The following is a 16,355-nucleotide window of genomic DNA, read 5'->3' as shown; positions in this document are numbered from 1 at the left end:
TGGTCACTTCATCAGACATTGAAAATCAAAAATTGTTTTTGATGCTTCAATCCTGCGAGTGCCCACACAGATTGCTTGATTCAATTTGTTAAAGAGCTGCGCGATTCTCATCGCGACGGGAGTGGCATTCTACGCACATCCCGGTGTGAGTCAAGCCTTATTTCACAAGGCTTTTTCTCACTTCGACCGGCTCGCTGCGTATGCTGCGTTGCCCTGTCGATGGAGGCGCATTATAGGCCCGCGAAAATCGTTGGCAATAGCTAGATTGCAAAAAACAGGATCTTGGCGCTCGTTCGCTCAACAAGCGACCAAAATTGACAGTTTAGGCTGCAGGCACCGCTTTGGCGAAGGCCAGCAGATCATCGTACACCGCAGAGGCAAGTTTCATCCCCTCATCACTGAGTGCCTTACCGGTACGCACCAGCACCGTGTTTTTCACACCAGCATTAATACCAGCACGAATGTCGGCAGTCTTGTCACCCACCATCCAGGAAGAAGCCAGATCGATCTTCAGCTCTTTAGCTGCAGAGAGCAGCATACCCGGTTCGGGTTTGCGGCAGTCACAGGTCGGGCCATGGTCCGGGTGATGCGGGCAGAAATAGATCCCATCCAGATCCACATCACGATCGGCCAGGGACCAGTCCATCCACTCGGTGAGATTCATAAAGTCATCTTCACTGAAATAGCCACGGGCAATCCCGGACTGATTGGTCACTACCACCAGAAGATAGCCTTTCTTCTTAAGTAGCTGCAGCGCCTCAATAGCACCGGGCAGAAAATGAAAATCATCGACCTGGCTGACATAGCCGGTGTCTTCATTGATGACGCCATCACGGTCGAGAAAAATTGCGGACTTGGCCACGCTGACTACCTCTTGGAAATATTGCCCGTCGATTATGGCACAGAGCCAAAAGCGGAAAAACAAAAGGGGCGGCCGAAGCCACCCCCTTGAGCGCGCATAGCAGGAATCGATTACTCGATAACCTTGGCTACAACGCCGGCGCCAACGGTACGGCCGCCTTCACGGATTGCGAAGCGCAGACCTTCGTCCATCGCGATCGGGCAGATCAGGGTAACAACCATCTTGATGTTGTCGCCCGGCATCACCATCTCTACGCCTTCCGGCAGTTCGATGGTTCCGGTCACGTCGGTTGTACGGAAGTAGAACTGCGGACGGTAGCCCTTGAAGAACGGGGTATGACGACCACCTTCTTCCTTGGACAGAACGTACACTTCAGATTCGAACTTGGTGTGCGGGGTGATGGTGCCCGGCTTGGCCAGTACCTGACCACGCTCTACGTCTTCACGCTTCACGCCACGCAGCAGTGCGCCGATGTTCTCGCCTGCACGACCTTCGTCCAGCAGCTTACGGAACATTTCAACACCGGTACAAGTGGTCTTCGAGGTATCCTTGATACCTACGATTTCCACTTCTTCACCTACCTTCACGATACCGCGCTCTACACGACCGGTTACTACAGTACCACGGCCTGCGATAGAGAATACGTCTTCGATCGGCATCAGGAACGGCATGTCGATTGCGCGCTCCGGCTCCGGAATGTAGGTATCCAGGTGGGTGGCCAGTTCCAGGATCTTCTCTTCCCAAGCGGCGTCGCCTTCCAGGGCCTTCAGAGCAGAACCACGAACAACCGGCAGGTCATCACCCGGGAAGTCGTACTCGGACAGCAGTTCACGAACTTCCATCTCAACCAGTTCGAGCAGCTCTTCGTCATCAACCATGTCGCACTTGTTCATGAACACGATGATGTACGGAACGCCTACCTGGCGACCCAGCAGGATGTGCTCACGGGTTTGCGGCATCGGGCCGTCAGTGGCAGCTACTACCAGGATTGCGCCGTCCATTTGGGCAGCACCGGTGATCATGTTCTTAACGTAGTCGGCGTGACCCGGGCAATCTACGTGGGCGTAGTGACGGGTAGCGGTGTCGTATTCTACGTGGGAGGTGTTGATGGTGATACCACGCTCACGCTCTTCCGGTGCCTTGTCGATTTGGTCGAAGGCGAAAGCCTTACCACCGAAGTGCTTGGCCAGCACGTTGGTGATAGCGGCGGTCAGGGTGGTCTTACCGTGGTCAACGTGGCCGATGGTGCCCACGTTTACGTGCGGTTTATTACGCTCAAATTTCTCTTTAGACACGACGTAGTCCTTCTAGGTTAAACCCGCCTACCGTCGTAGGCGGGGGAAACTGTTATTACTTGCTCTTACGCTCGTCAATCACTGCCTGGGCAATGTTGTTCGGAGCTTCAGCGTACTTACCGAACTCCATGGAGTAGGAAGCGCGGCCTTGGGTAGCAGAACGCAGGTCGGTAGCGTAGCCGAACATTTCAGCCAGCGGAACCATACCACGTACGATCTTGCCGGACGGGCCATCTTCCATACCTTCGATGATGCCACGACGACGGTTCAGGTCGCCGATAACGTCACCCATGTAGTCTTCCGGAGTTTCGACTTCAACTTTCATGACCGGCTCGAGCAGAACAGGGCTGGCCTTCATGAAGCCTTCCTTGAACGCCATAGAAGCTGCGATCTTGAACGCGAGTTCGGAGGAGTCCACATCGTGGTAAGAACCGAAGTGCAGACGCACACCCAGGTCAACAACCGGGTAGCCAGCCAGCGGGCCGGACTTCAGTTGTTCCTGAACGCCCTTGTCAACGCCAGGGATGAATTCGCCCGGAATCACACCGCCCTTGATGTCGTTGACAAATTCGTAGCCCTTGCCTTCTTCCAGCGGGTACATGTCGATCACAACGTGACCGTACTGACCGCGACCACCAGACTGCTTGGCGTGCTTACCGGTGATGTCGATAGCCTTGCCACGGATGGTTTCACGATAGGCAACCTGCGGCTTACCTACGTTAGCTTCCACCTTGAACTCACGCTTCATACGGTCAACGATGATGTCCAGGTGCAGCTCGCCCATACCGGCGATGATGGTCTGACCGGATTCCTCGTCGGTCCATACGCGGAACGACGGGTCTTCCTGAGCCAGACGGCCCAGAGCCAGGCCCATCTTCTCTTGGTCAGCCTTGGTCTTCGGCTCAACGGCGATGGAGATTACCGGCTCGGGGAATTCCATACGCTCGAGGATGATCGGAGACTTTTCGTCACACAGGGTGTCACCAGTGGTGACGTCCTTCAGACCGATGGCAGCAGCGATGTCACCAGCGCGTACTTCCTTGATTTCTTCACGCTTGTTGGCGTGCATCTGAACGATACGGCCAAAGCGCTCACGGCGATCCTTAACGGAGTTCAGCACGGAGTCACCGGAGTTAACCACACCGGAGTAGACGCGGAAGAAGGTCAGGTTACCAACGAACGGGTCGGTCGCGATCTTGAATGCCAGAGCAGAGAACGGCTCGTCATCGGAAGCGTGACGCTCGTCCTTGGTCTCGCCGTCCATCTTCAGGCCGTCGATAGCCGGAACGTCGGTCGGAGCCGGCAGGTATTCGATCACGGCGTCCAGCATGGCCTGTACGCCCTTGTTCTTGAACGCGGAGCCACAGGTCACCAGGATGATCTCGTTCTTCAGCACGCGCTGACGCAGAGCACCCTTGATCTCTTCCTCGGTCAGATCTTCGCCACCGAGGTACTTTTCCATCAGCTCTTCGGAAGCTTCAGCAGCGGCTTCGATCAGATCTTGACGCAGCTCGAGTGCTTTCTCTTCGAGTTCAGCCGGAACGTCTTCATAAGTGAAGGTGACGCCTTGGTCATTTTCGTTCCAGTTGATGGCTTTCATCTTGACGAGGTCGATGACGCCCTTGAAGTTCTCTTCAGCACCGATGTTCAGTTGCAGTGCAACCGGGGTACCCTTCAGGCGAGTCTTGATCTGCTCAACACAGCGCAGGAAGTTGGCGCCAGTACGGTCCATCTTGTTGACGAACGCGATACGGGGAACCTTGTACTTGTTGGCTTGACGCCATACGGTTTCGGATTGCGGCTGAACGCCACCAACGGCGCAGTAAACCATCACAGCACCGTCAAGAACACGCATGGAACGCTCTACTTCGATGGTGAAGTCAACGTGACCCGGGGTGTCGATGATGTTGATGCGGTGCGGTTGGAATTGCTTACCCATACCGGACCAGAATGCGGTGGTCGCAGCGGAAGTGATGGTGATACCACGTTCCTGTTCCTGCTCCATCCAGTCCATGGTAGCGGCGCCGTCGTGCACTTCACCGATCTTGTGGTTCACACCGGTGTAGAACAGTACGCGCTCGGTGGTAGTGGTCTTACCGGCGTCGATGTGAGCGGAGATACCGATATTACGGTAGCGCTCAATGGGGGTTGTACGAGCCATTGTCATCCTCTTACTAAGGCAGATGTCCTTAGGTTTTCAAAAGATGCGCAGAGCCCGAAGGCCCTGCGCAGGCGGATTACCAGCGGAAGTGAGCGAAAGCCTTGTTGGCTTCGGCCATACGGTGTACGTCTTCACGCTTCTTGACGGAGGCGCCTTTGTTCTCGGCAGCATCCAGCAGTTCACCTGCCAGGCGCTGAGCCATAGATTTTTCACCACGTTTACGAGCGGCCTCAACCAACCAACGCATAGCCAGTGCATTGCGACGTACCGGACGAACTTCTACCGGCACTTGATAGGTTGCACCACCGACACGACGAGACTTAACTTCGACGGCCGGACGGATGTTGTCCAGAGCTTCTTCGAATACGGCCAGGTGATCTTTGCCAGTCTTGGTGGCAATGATATCCAGCGCACCGTATACGATGGCTTCGGAAACAGATTTCTTACCGTCAACCATTACTACGTTGACGAATTTGGCCAGCAGCTCAGATCCGAACTTGGGATCCGGCAGGATTTTACGCTGACCAACAACACGACGTCTTGGCATTTCAAATTCTCCGTGAACTTCAGGGGTTACCCAAAACTAGATAGTATTAACTAGAAACGTATGAACGTTTGGCCTTACTTAACGGAGAACCATTAAGCTTTCGGACGCTTCACGCCGTACTTGGAGCGGCTCTGCTTACGATCCTTAACGCCAGCGCAGTCCAGAGCGCCGCGAACGGTGTGATAACGCACACCCGGCAGGTCCTTAACACGACCGCCACGGATCAGAACAACACTGTGCTCTTGCAGGTTGTGACCTTCACCGCCGATGTAGGAGGTGACTTCGAAACCGTTGGTCAGACGCACACGGCAAACTTTACGCAGTGCGGAGTTCGGCTTCTTCGGGGTGGTGGTGTATACACGGGTGCATACGCCACGCTTCTGAGGGCAGGCTTCGAGTGCCGGAACGTTGCTCTTGTACACGTTCTTGACACGCGGCTTGCGCACCAGCTGGTTGATAGTTGCCATCAAAAGGCTCCTGATAATGACTTCATAAACATGTGAAAAATCCTCCCCGCAGACACGGGGACGCGAAATTTTAGGTCCACCGGCCAGTTGAGTCAAGATTTATACAGATCTTGGTGCATCCCTGATCGCAGGAGGTGCTCCGGCGTTAACCTGCCCAGCGCTGCGGCGAGCCGGTTTCGGCTATCAGATCGACCAGATCAGCCATGGTGATCATGGTACCGATCTGTGTCGTCAATCCACGCGCCAGCACATCTTCCTGCAATACATAGAGCGGCAGGCCGGCAAGCCTGGCGACTGACGCAGCGGTGCAGGCGGCAATCACCCCGTCTTGCAACAACACAATCCCGTCATCCTCGGCGCGATAAGCCAGACACTGCTCCAGCGCCCGGGTCTGAAAAGGAGAATCCATCACCAGATGCAGCATGGGGACCTCAGAAGTCGATATGGACAGGGAAATCCCGCCAGCGCAGCGTAATCGCTTCGCGTGACAGGAGCGTGACCGGGATGACCAGTTGCTCGGGGCTCAATCCGCGTGCGGCCAGTGAATCGGCACACACATACACCTGCTCAATATCATAAAGCGCCAGCATCCGGAATGTCGGAGCATAGTGGCGCTGACCGATGGGGCCGGGCTGCTGGTCAGCGAGTAGTTGATAGACGCCATCTTCAATCAGAAACAGCGCCAGATCGTCGGTCAGGGCAGAGGTCGCCAAAAGGGCATCAAGCCCTTCGCGCCCATGAGCGGTCCCGTGCGGCGCATGCCGGCTGATAAAGGCAATCGCATTCATGCTGACCACTCCTTAAAACTGGACAAACCGGTCGGCTTCGATGGCGGCCTCGGCCAACTGACCCAGACCACTCAACACAAACGGCGCACTCAGGTTGAATTGTGCCTTGCCGGCGCTACGCCCTTCCTGCTCATCGACGACGCCACGGCGCATGGCTGCCGCCACACACACATCCAGCCGGATACCGTGCTCACTGGCCAACGTCTGCCACTGCCTCACTAAATCGACTTCATCGCTGGCCGGTGCATGCAGAAAGTTAGCATTGCTCACCCCCTCTTGGTAAAAGAAGAGATGGCTGATGCGATGCCCCTGCGCCAGCACCTGGCAGGCAAAGCGGTACGCAGTATGGGCTCGCTCGCTGCCGTAGGGTGCGGCGGTAACCAGAATGGCAAAACTGAGGCTCATGGCGCTGCTCCGCTAGGGTGTAGCAAAGATTTTAGGTGAGACAATCAGCAACAAAAAAGCCCCCGCAGGGGCTTTTTCACCGACAGACGGTTTAGACGTAAGCGATCGCTTCAACTTCAACCAGAACGTCTTTGGGCAGACGGGCAACTTCAACACAGGAGCGGGCCGGGGCTGAGTCACCGAAGTACTTGGCATACACCTGATTGAAAGCGGCGAAATGGTTCATGTCGCTCAGGAAGCAGGTGGTTTTGAGTACTTTGGCAGTGCCAGAGCCGGCTTGGTCCAAAATGGCGATCAGGTTCTTCATCACCTGTTCGGCCTGGGCTTCGATGCCGCCAGCCACGATCTCCATGGTGGACGGATCCAGCGGGATTTGACCGGAGGTGAAGATCAGGTCGCCCAAACGGGTAGCCTGAACATAGGGACCGATGGCGGCCGGGGCCTTGTCAGTTGCAACGATCTGTTTTGCCATGAAGCTTTTTCCCCCTGTTGGCAGTTATTCGTTCTCGTCCTCACCCTGCTTGCGCTGCCGGATGTAGAGGTAGACGGTATGTTTGGATATGTTGAGCTTGTCCGCCACCAGATTAATGGAATCTTTGATATCAAAGATCCCCTTCTCGAACAGTTGAGTGACGATAAAGCGGTTTTTGGCGTTGTTGGCCACAGTCGGGTCACGGTTGATTTCGGCAATGGTGTTGTCGACGGTCTGGGCGACCAGCTCTTCCACGCTGTTGGCGAAGGTCTCCGGCGTGTGCTTCTCGGCCTGCTGCGGAGTTGGAAAGAACTCGGCGACAAACTCGTGAAACGGGGCGTTGATGTGCAAGTTGACACAAATCAGCCCGATCACATGCCGCCCGCGATTGCGGATGGCAATGGTCGTGGACTTCATCAACGCACCAGTGCGGCTGCGGGTGTAATAGCTCTGGGTATGGTCAAGACCGGTGGTCTCGATATCCTTGAGCATGCGCAATGCCAAATCGGTGATTGGCGCCCCCACTGTCCGTCCCGTGTTGAAACCATTGGCTATCATGATGACCGACTCATGCAGGTTTTCCAGGGAGTGCAGCACGACTTCGCAATGCTTGCCGAATAGCTCGGCCATGCCCATTACGACCCCTTCGTACGAATTTAACAATTCCCTGTCTTCTGCGGTGAACTTACGGCCAATCGGAGCCTCTTCGGGCAATAATGCCTCTTCGATACCGACCGTCATCCTGTTCTCCCTGTCAAAACTACGTTTCCATGCCGAGTTTTCAGAGCTGGCTGAAACTTGTCAACTTTTTTTGATTTTTTACGTCGCAAGCTTGAGTCAGATCATCCTGTCTTGGCTCTGTTCTCTCCCGCAGGAAAACACAGAGACAAAAAAAGGGCTCCCTGAGGAGCCCTTTTCAATCAGCATTACTCTTCGCCGAAGCTACCGGCAGCATTGAGCAGATCGGCCAGATTCTGCTCTGCTTCATCGGCAGTCACCTGCGGCACACCAACGTCACGGGCAGCAGCTGCACGCTTGTTGATACGGCCCTGGTGGTAGGCAAAGCCAGTACCAGCCGGGATCAGACGACCCACGATCACGTTTTCCTTCAGGCCGCGCAGTTCGTCACGCTTGCCACCCACAGCGGCTTCGGTCAGAACGCGGGTGGTCTCCTGGAAGGAGGCCGCGGAGATGAAGGACTCGGTGCTCAGAGAAGCCTTGGTGATACCCATCAGCACGTGGCGGAAGGTAGCCGGCATCTTGCCTTCTGCAAGCAGTCTGCGGTTAGCGATGTTCACGCGAGCCACTTCAACCTGCTCACCATCGATGAACTCGGAATCACCGGAGCTCATGATCTCGCACTTACGCAGCATCTGACGAACGATGACTTCGATGTGCTTGTCGTTGATCTTAACGCCTTGCAGACGGTAAACGTCTTGCACTTCGTTAACGATGTAGTTGGCAACCGGGCTGATACCACGCAGACGCAGAATGTCGTGCGCAGATTCCGGACCGTCGGCCAGCACTTCACCCTTGGTGACCTTTTCACCTTCGAAGACGTTCAGGTTACGCCACTTCGGAATCATCTCCTCGTAGGCTTCGCCGCCTTCGGTCGGAGTGATCACCAGACGACGCTTGCCCTTGGTCTCCTTACCGAAGGAGATGGTACCGGAGATCTCGGCCAGGATAGCCGGTTCTTTCGGTTGACGCGCTTCGAACAGGTCGGCAACACGCGGCAGACCACCGGTGATGTCCTTGGTACCGCCGGACTCTTGCGGGATACGCGCAACCGCGTCACCCACGTTCACGGTAGCACCGTCGTCGAGGTTAACGATCGCCTTGCCCGGCAGGAAGTACTGAGCAGCCACGTCGGTACCCGGGATCATCATGTCCTTACCGTTTGCATCGACCAGTTTCACGGTCGGACGCATCTCCTTACCGGCGCTCGGACGCTCGTTAACGTCCAGCACTACGATAGAGGAGAGACCAGTCAGTTCGTCGGTCTGACGAGTGATGGTCACGCCATCGATCATGTGTTCGAAGTGAATACGACCGGCCACTTCAGTGATGATCGGGTGGGTGTGCGGGTCCCAGTTAGCAACGATTTCACCAGCGGAAACCGGTTGGGCATCCTTCACTTCCAGTACGGAACCGTAGGGCAGCTTGTGGCTTTCCTTGGTACGGCCGAGCTCATCCATAATGGTCAGTTCGGTCGAACGGGAGGTGATAACCAGCTTGTCGTCACTGTTGTGAACGAACTTGGCGTTTTGCAGCTTGATGGTACCGGTGTTCTTCACCTGGATGCTGCTCTCGGCCGCGGCACGAGATGCGGCACCACCGATGTGGAACGTACGCATGGTCAGCTGGGTACCCGGCTCACCGATGGATTGGGCAGCGATAACGCCAACCGCTTCACCACCGTTGACCAGGTGACCACGGGCCAGGTCACGACCGTAGCAGTGGGCACAGATACCGAAGTCAGTTTCACAGGTGATGGCAGAACGTACCTTCACACGGTCAACCGAGTTGCGCTCCAGCAGGTCACACAGACGCTCGTCGAGCAGGGTGTTACGTGCTACCAGCACTTCCTCATCGGAGCCCGGCTTGAATACATCTTCAGCCACGACACGACCCAGGACGCGCTCACGCAGCGGCTCGACCACGTCGCCACCCTCAATGAGGGGCGCCATCCACAGACCTTCGGTAGTACCACAGTCGCTTTCGGTCACGACCATGTCCTGGGCCACGTCAACCAGACGACGGGTCAGGTAACCGGAGTTTGCGGTCTTCAGTGCGGTATCCGCCAGACCCTTACGTGCACCGTGAGTGGAGATGAAGTACTGCAGTACGTTCAGGCCTTCACGGAAGTTTGCCACGATCGGGGTTTCGATGATCGAGCCGTCCGGCTTCGCCATCAGACCACGCATACCGGCCAGCTGACGAATCTGGGCAGCAGAACCCCGTGCACCGGAGTCGGCCATCATAAAGATGCTGTTGAAAGAAGCTTGCTCTTCTTCTTCGCCCAGGCTGTTAACCGCACGCTCCTTGGACAGGTTCTCCATCATGGCCTTGGATACACGCTCGTTGGCGCTGGCCCAAATGTCGATAACCTTGTTGTAGCGTTCGCCGGCAGTCACCAGACCAGACAGGAACTGGTCCTGGATCTCGGCAACTTCCGCTTCGGCGCCAGCAATGATGTCCTTCTTGGCGTCCGGGATCAGCATGTCGTCGATACCAACAGAGGCACCGGACAGCGCAGCATAGTGGAAACCGGTATACATCAGCTGGTCAGCGAAGATAACGGTGTCCTTCAGGCCCTGCTTACGATAGCAGGTGTTCAACAGGCGGGAGATGAGCTTCTTGCCCAGCGCCTTGTTGGACACATACTTGATCCAGTTTTGCGGATTGGCATCCAGATCAGCCTGTTCGGCAGCCGTCAGCACCTTCGGCTCGTCGATCAGCGCATACTCCATGCCCTTTGGCAGGATCAGGCTCAGGATCGCACGACCAACGGTGGTGCTCTTCAGTTCGGTCTTGGCAACCAGTTCACCGGCTTCGTTCTTCACGTACTCGGTGATACGGCACTTGACGCGAGCATGCAGGTCAGCCAGACCGGCGCGGTAAACCTTCTCGGCTTCCTTCGGGCTGGACAGCACCATGCCTTCGCCCTTGGCACCGATACGGGCGCGGGTCATGTAGTACAGACCCAATACCACGTCCTGGGACGGAACGATGATCGGCTCACCGGACGCAGGGGACAGGATGTTGTTGGTAGACATCATCAGCGCGCGCGCTTCGAGCTGGGCTTCCAGGGTCAGCGGTACGTGCACCGCCATCTGGTCACCGTCAAAGTCCGCGTTAAACGCAGCACACACCAGCGGGTGCAGCTGGATGGCCTTACCTTCGACCAGGGTCGGTTCGAACGCCTGGATACCCAGACGGTGCAGGGTCGGCGCACGGTTCAGCATGACCGGGTGTTCGCGAATCACTTCGTCGAGAATATCCCATACGACGGCTTCTTCGCGCTCTACCATCTTCTTGGCAGCCTTGATGGTGGTCGCCAGACCACGGGCTTCCAGCTTGCCATAGATGAAGGGCTTGAACAGCTCGAGGGCCATCTTCTTCGGCAGACCGCACTGGTGCAGACGCAGGGTCGGACCTACGGTGATAACCGAACGACCGGAGTAGTCAACGCGCTTACCGAGCAGGTTCTGACGGAAACGGCCTTGCTTACCCTTGATCATGTCAGCCAGCGACTTCAGCGGACGCTTGTTGGAACCAGTGATGGCACGACCACGACGGCCGTTATCCAGCAGGGCATCAACAGACTCTTGCAGCATGCGCTTTTCGTTGCGCACGATGATGTCCGGTGCAGCCAGATCCAGCAGACGCTTCAGACGGTTGTTACGGTTGATCACGCGGCGGTACAGATCGTTCAGATCGGAGGTCGCAAAGCGGCCACCGTCGAGCGGTACCAGCGGGCGCAGATCCGGCGGCAGCACCGGCAGCACGGTCATGATCATCCACTCCGGCTTGTTGCCGGATTGCAGGAAGGCCTCCATCAGCTTCAGACGCTTGGTGGTCTTCTTGCGCTTGGTTTCGGAGTTGGTTTGATCCAGCTCTTCGCGCATGGTGCGCACTTCGCCTTCCAGATCGATGCCGCGCAGCAGCTCGAGGATGGCTTCGGCACCCATCTTGGCGTCGAACTCGTCGCCCCACTCTTCCAGCGCGTCCAGGTACTGCTCTTCAGTCAGCATCTGGCTACGCTCGAGGTTGGTCATGCCGGCTTCGATCACCACATAGGATTCGAAGTAGAGCACGCGCTCGATGTCACGCAGGGTCATGTCCAGCAGCAGGCCGATACGGGACGGCAGCGACTTCAGGAACCAGATGTGGGCGGTCGGGCTGGCCAGCTCGATGTGGCCCATACGCTCACGGCGCACCTTGGTCTGGGTCACTTCAACGCCGCACTTCTCGCAGATCACACCGCGATGCTTGAGACGCTTGTACTTGCCGCACAGACACTCGTAGTCCTTCACCGGCCCGAAGATACGGGCACAGAACAGACCATCGCGCTCCGGCTTGAAGGTACGGTAGTTGATGGTCTCAGGCTTCTTGACCTCACCGAATGACCACGAACGGATCATATCGGGCGAGGCCAGACCGATTTTGATGCTATCAAACTCTTCGGTCTTGGTCTGAGCCTTCAAAAACTTGAGTAAGTCTTTCACGTGTTTCCCCTGTCAGGAGTTTAACCTCGGCGCCCCTTACTGCTTGATACAGCGGGGCGCCCACGTCAATTTGCGAACAATAAGAGCCTGCTCTTACTCTTCTTCCAGCTCGATGTTGATACCCAGGGAGCGGATTTCCTTCAGCAGTACGTTGAAGGATTCGGGCATGCCCGGCTCCATACGGTGGTCGCCATCCACGATGTTCTTGTACATCTTGGTACGGCCGTTCACATCGTCAGACTTGACGGTCAGCATCTCCTGCAGGGTATATGCTGCACCGTAAGCCTCCAGGGCCCACACTTCCATCTCACCGAAACGCTGACCACCGAATTGAGCCTTACCACCCAGCGGCTGCTGGGTAACCAGGCTGTAGGAACCGGTAGAACGCGCGTGCATCTTGTCGTCTACCAGGTGGTTCAGCTTCAGCATGTACATGTAGCCAACGGTAACCTTACGCTCGAACGGCTTGCCGGTACGACCGTCAATCAGGGTGATCTGACCGGATTCCGGCAGGTCAGCCAGCTTCAGCAGCGCCTTGATTTCACGCTCTTTGGCACCGTCGAACACCGGAGTCGCGACCGGCAGACCCTTACGCAGGTTCTCAACCAGGGTACGAACTTCGTCGTCGGAGAGCTCGGCGATATCGACCTGCTGGCTATCCTTCTCGCCCAGGTCATAGACCTGTTGCAGGAAGTTGCGCATTTCGTGCAGTTCGCGCTGCTCCTTGACCATGCGATCGATCTTCTCGCCGATCCCCTTGGCTGCGAGGCCGAGGTGAACTTCAAGGATCTGACCGATGTTCATACGAGACGGTACGCCCAGCGGGTTCAGAACGATGTCGACCGGACGGCCAAACTCGTCATGCGGCATATCTTCAACCGGGTTGATCTTGGAGACCACACCCTTGTTACCGTGACGACCCGCCATCTTGTCACCCGGCTGGATGCGACGCTTCACGGCAAGGTAAACCTTGACGATCTTCAGCACGCCCGGCGCCAGGTCATCGCCCTGGATGATCTTGCGACGCTTGTTCTCGAACTTCTTGTCGAAGTCGGCTCTCAGCTCGACATGCTGCTCGGCGATCTGCTCCAGCTCGGTCTGCTTGCCTTCGTCTTCGATGGCCAGCTCGAACCACTTGGCGCGATCCATACCAGTCAGTTTGGCTTCGCTGTAACCGGCAGAGATCAGCAGGTTGTGGGCACGACCGAAGATACCGTTCTCGAGGATCTTGAACTCCTCGGTCAGGTCCTTCTTGGCCTGCTTCAGCTGCATCTCTTCGATTTCCTTGGCACGCTTGTCTTTTTCCACGCCATCGCGGGTAAAGACTTGCACGTCGACCACGGTACCGTAGACGCCGTTCGGCACACGCAGGGAGGAGTCCTTCACATCGGAGGCCTTCTCACCGAAGATAGCGCGCAGCAGCTTCTCTTCCGGGGTCAGTTGGGTTTCGCCCTTCGGGGTCACCTTACCAACCAGAATATCGCCACCCTTCACTTCGGCACCGACGTAGACGATACCGGACTCGTCCAGCTTGGACAGCGCGGCTTCACCCACGTTCGGGATGTCGGCAGTGATCTCTTCCGGGCCCAGCTTGGTATCACGGGAGATACAGGCCAGTTCCTGGATGTGGATGGTGGTCAGACGGTCTTCCTGAACGATTCGCTCGTTAAGCAGGATGGAGTCTTCGAAGTTGTAACCGTTCCACGGCATGAACGCGACGCGCAGGTTCTGACCCAGAGCCAGTTCACCCAGATCGGTAGACGGACCGTCAGCCAGCACGTCACCCGCCATCACCGGCTCACCGAGCATCACGCACGGACGCTGGTTGATACAGGTGTTCTGGTTGGAACGGGTGTACTTGGTCAGGTTGTAGATGTCGATACCGGCTTCGCCCGGCATCAGCTCATCTTCATTAACCTTGATCACGATGCGGGAGGAGTCGACCTGGTCGATCACACCGCCACGCTTGGCAACCACGGTCACACCGGAGTCAACGGCAACAGCACGTTCCATACCGGTACCAACCAGCGGCTTGTCGGAGCGCAGGGTCGGGACGGCCTGACGTTGCATGTTCGAACCCATCAGTGCACGGTTCGCGTCATCGTGTTCGAGGAACGGGATCAGGGCCGCAGCAACGGAAACGATCTGTTGCGGGCTCACATCCATGTACTGGATCTGATCGGCGTTCATGAAGGTGGATTCACCCTTGTGACGGCAAGGAATCAGCTCGTCCTTCAGGCGGCCCTCTTCGGTGGTCGCGGCGTTAGCCTGAGCGATCACGTACTTGCCTTCTTCGATAGCAGAGAGGTATTCAACCTCGTCGGTGATCACACCGTCGATAACCTTGCGATACGGAGTCTCAAGGAAACCATACTCGTTGGTACGCGAGTAAACCGACAGGGAGTTGATCAGACCGATGTTCGGACCTTCAGGAGTCTCGATCGGGCACAGACGACCGTAGTGAGTCGGGTGTACGTCACGGACTTCAAAGCCGGCACGCTCACGAGTCAGACCGCCCGGGCCCAGCGCGGAGATACGACGCTTGTGGGTCACTTCGGACAGCGGGTTGTTTTGGTCCATGAACTGAGACAGCTGGCTGGAACCAAAGAACTCCTTGACTGCGGCGGAGATCGGCTTGGCGTTGATCAGATCCTGCGGCATCAGTGCATCCAAGTCGCCCAACGAGAGGCGCTCCTTGACGGCACGCTCAACACGGACCAGACCGACGCGGAACTGGTTTTCGGCCATTTCACCGACCGAACGGATACGACGGTTACCGAGGTGGTCGATATCGTCCACTTCGTCGTTACCGTTACGGATGTCGATCAGGCGCTTCATGACATCAACGATGTCATCCTTGGTCAGCACGCCAGCACCGGTTTCATCTTCACGACCGAGGCGGCGGTTGAACTTCATGCGGCCAACGGTGGAGAGATCATAACGATCTGAAGAGAAGAACAGGTTCTCGAACAGCTGCTCGGCAGCATCACGAGTAGGCGGCTCGCCCGGACGCATCATGCGGTAGATTTCTACCAGCGCTTCCAGACGGTTGGTGCTGGAGTCGATGCGCAGGGTCTCGGACATATAAGCACCGTGGTCCAGTTCGTTAGTGAACAGAACCTCGAAATGCTTGAAGCCGGCTTGGGACAGGTTGGCAATCGCTTCCAGGCTCAGTTCCTGGTTGGCGGTGACGACCATGTCGCTGGTTTGCGGGTGCACGTATTCCTTGGCGGAAACCTTGCCCACAATATATTCAACCGGCACCTCGATCTGGGTGACAGCATCTTTTTCCAGCTGGCGAATATGACGGGCAGTGATACGACGGCCCTTCTCAACAATCACAGCACCATTGGCGATGATGTCGAAGGTCGCAGTGTCACCACGCAGGCGCTCGGGCACCAGATCCATCATCAGCTTGCCATCCTTGATTTCGAAACGGATGGTTTCGAAGAAGGTGGTCAGGATCTCTTCAGTCGTGAAATCCAGGGCGCGCAGGATGATAGACGCAGGCAGCTTGCGACGACGGTCGATACGGACAAACAGGTTGTCTTTCGCATCGAACTCGAAGTCCAGCCAGGAACCACGGTAGGGAATAACGCGAGCGTTATACAGGACCTTACCGGAGGAGTGGGTCTTGCCCTTGTCGTGGTCGAAGAATACACCCGGGCTGCGGTGCAGCTGGGAGACGATAACACGCTCGGTACCGTTGATGACGAAGGTACCGTTATCGGTCATGAGCGGAATTTCGCCCATGTATACTTCTTGTTCCTTGATATCTTTGACGGTGCCGGCTGCTGCTTCACGATCATACAGGACCATGCGAAGTTTGACGCGCAGCGGCGCGGAGTAGGTCACTCCACGGATTTGGCATTCTTTTACGTCAAATACCGGCTCACCCAGGCGATAGCTGACATACTGAAGCTCAGCACTACCGGAGTAACTGGTGATCGGGAAAACGCTACGGAAGGCGGCTTCAAGGCCGTACGCACCTTCCGGGTCAGCCTCGATGAACTGCTTGAAGGAGTCCAGCTGAATGGACAACAGATAAGGCGTGTCCAGTACCTGGTCTCGCTTACCGAAGTCCTTACGAATGCGTTTTTTTTCGGTATAAGAGTAAACCATAGGGT

Annotated in this window: 12 protein-coding genes; all 12 read right to left on the bottom strand. The window is 56.5% G+C overall.

Translation table 11 applies throughout. From position 1 onward, the window contains the following. Positions 1 to 322: 322 nt before the first annotated feature. The 12 genes from gmhB to rpoB all read right to left on the bottom strand — a co-directional run bounded on the left by gmhB (position 323) and on the right by rpoB (position 16,350). Positions 323 to 862 (bottom strand): D-glycero-beta-D-manno-heptose 1,7-bisphosphate 7-phosphatase, encoded by a 540-nt coding sequence (gene gmhB / locus BW958_RS19450; RefSeq protein ID WP_076577566.1) that lies wholly within the window; start codon positions 860 to 862, stop codon positions 323 to 325. A gap of 110 nt (positions 863 to 972) precedes the next feature. Beyond that, positions 973 to 2,157, bottom strand: coding sequence for an elongation factor Tu (gene tuf / locus BW958_RS19445; protein ID WP_076577565.1), 1,185 nt, complete (start codon positions 2,155 to 2,157; stop codon positions 973 to 975). A gap of 55 nt (positions 2,158 to 2,212) precedes the next feature. Further along, on the bottom strand, positions 2,213 to 4,318 hold the full coding sequence (gene fusA / locus BW958_RS19440; RefSeq protein WP_076577564.1) for an elongation factor G: 2,106 nt from the start codon (positions 4,316 to 4,318) through the stop codon (positions 2,213 to 2,215). Positions 4,319 to 4,394: 76 nt separating this feature from the next. Then, positions 4,395 to 4,865: a 30S ribosomal protein S7 gene (rpsG, locus tag BW958_RS19435; protein ID WP_076577563.1), complete on the bottom strand. Its 471-nt coding sequence runs from the start codon at positions 4,863 to 4,865 to the stop codon at positions 4,395 to 4,397. Positions 4,866 to 4,957: 92 nt separating this feature from the next. Further along, on the bottom strand, positions 4,958 to 5,332 hold the full coding sequence (gene rpsL, locus BW958_RS19430; protein WP_076577562.1) for a 30S ribosomal protein S12: 375 nt from the start codon (positions 5,330 to 5,332) through the stop codon (positions 4,958 to 4,960). Between the two features lie 145 nt (positions 5,333 to 5,477). Continuing rightward, positions 5,478 to 5,756, bottom strand: coding sequence for a sulfurtransferase complex subunit TusB (tusB, locus tag BW958_RS19425; RefSeq protein WP_076577561.1), 279 nt, complete (start codon positions 5,754 to 5,756; stop codon positions 5,478 to 5,480). Between the two features lie 7 nt (positions 5,757 to 5,763). Continuing rightward, positions 5,764 to 6,120 (bottom strand): sulfurtransferase complex subunit TusC, encoded by a 357-nt coding sequence (gene tusC / locus BW958_RS19420; RefSeq protein WP_076577560.1) that lies wholly within the window; start codon positions 6,118 to 6,120, stop codon positions 5,764 to 5,766. Positions 6,121 to 6,132: 12 nt separating this feature from the next. Beyond that, the gene (tusD, locus tag BW958_RS19415) at positions 6,133 to 6,525 is read right to left on the bottom strand and encodes a sulfurtransferase complex subunit TusD (RefSeq protein ID WP_076577559.1); all 393 of its coding nucleotides are present in this window, start codon (positions 6,523 to 6,525) and stop codon (positions 6,133 to 6,135) included. 91 nt (positions 6,526 to 6,616) lie between these two features. Next, on the bottom strand, positions 6,617 to 6,997 hold the full coding sequence (locus tag BW958_RS19410; RefSeq protein WP_076577558.1) for a RidA family protein: 381 nt from the start codon (positions 6,995 to 6,997) through the stop codon (positions 6,617 to 6,619). Between the two features lie 24 nt (positions 6,998 to 7,021). Then, positions 7,022 to 7,738, bottom strand: a complete 717-nt coding sequence (locus tag BW958_RS19405; RefSeq protein ID WP_076577557.1) for a helix-turn-helix transcriptional regulator — start codon at positions 7,736 to 7,738, stop codon at positions 7,022 to 7,024. Between the two features lie 185 nt (positions 7,739 to 7,923). After that, on the bottom strand, positions 7,924 to 12,228 hold the full coding sequence (gene rpoC / locus BW958_RS19400; protein WP_076577556.1) for a DNA-directed RNA polymerase subunit beta': 4,305 nt from the start codon (positions 12,226 to 12,228) through the stop codon (positions 7,924 to 7,926). A gap of 93 nt (positions 12,229 to 12,321) precedes the next feature. Beyond that, positions 12,322 to 16,350 (bottom strand): DNA-directed RNA polymerase subunit beta, encoded by a 4,029-nt coding sequence (gene rpoB, locus BW958_RS19395; RefSeq protein WP_076577555.1) that lies wholly within the window; start codon positions 16,348 to 16,350, stop codon positions 12,322 to 12,324. Positions 16,351 to 16,355: the final 5 nt, after the last annotated feature.

Origin of the sequence: Aeromonas sp. RU39B, assembly GCF_900156095.1 — a bacterium.
Taxonomy (GTDB): Bacteria; Pseudomonadota; Gammaproteobacteria; order Enterobacterales; family Aeromonadaceae; genus Aeromonas.
This window is presented reverse-complemented; position numbering and strand designations above follow the sequence as displayed.

What these genes read in the sequence shown, in the direction of transcription:
- fusA (WP_076577564.1), bottom strand. Translation starts at nt 4,318, where the DNA reads ATGGCTCGTACAACCCCCATTGAGCGCTACCGTAATATCGGTATCTCC.
- rpsG (WP_076577563.1), bottom strand. Translation starts at nt 4,865, where the DNA reads ATGCCAAGACGTCGTGTTGTTGGTCAGCGTAAAATCCTGCCGGATCCC.
- rpsL (WP_076577562.1), bottom strand. Translation starts at nt 5,332, where the DNA reads ATGGCAACTATCAACCAGCTGGTGCGCAAGCCGCGTGTCAAGAACGTG.
- tusB (WP_076577561.1), bottom strand. Translation starts at nt 5,756, where the DNA reads ATGCTGCATCTGGTGATGGATTCTCCTTTTCAGACCCGGGCGCTGGAG.
- tusC (WP_076577560.1), bottom strand. Translation starts at nt 6,120, where the DNA reads ATGAATGCGATTGCCTTTATCAGCCGGCATGCGCCGCACGGGACCGCT.
- tusD (WP_076577559.1), bottom strand. Translation starts at nt 6,525, where the DNA reads ATGAGCCTCAGTTTTGCCATTCTGGTTACCGCCGCACCCTACGGCAGC.
- BW958_RS19410 (WP_076577558.1), bottom strand. Translation starts at nt 6,997, where the DNA reads ATGGCAAAACAGATCGTTGCAACTGACAAGGCCCCGGCCGCCATCGGT.
- BW958_RS19405 (WP_076577557.1), bottom strand. Translation starts at nt 7,738, where the DNA reads ATGACGGTCGGTATCGAAGAGGCATTATTGCCCGAAGAGGCTCCGATT.
- rpoB (WP_076577555.1), bottom strand. Translation starts at nt 16,350, where the DNA reads ATGGTTTACTCTTATACCGAAAAAAAACGCATTCGTAAGGACTTCGGT.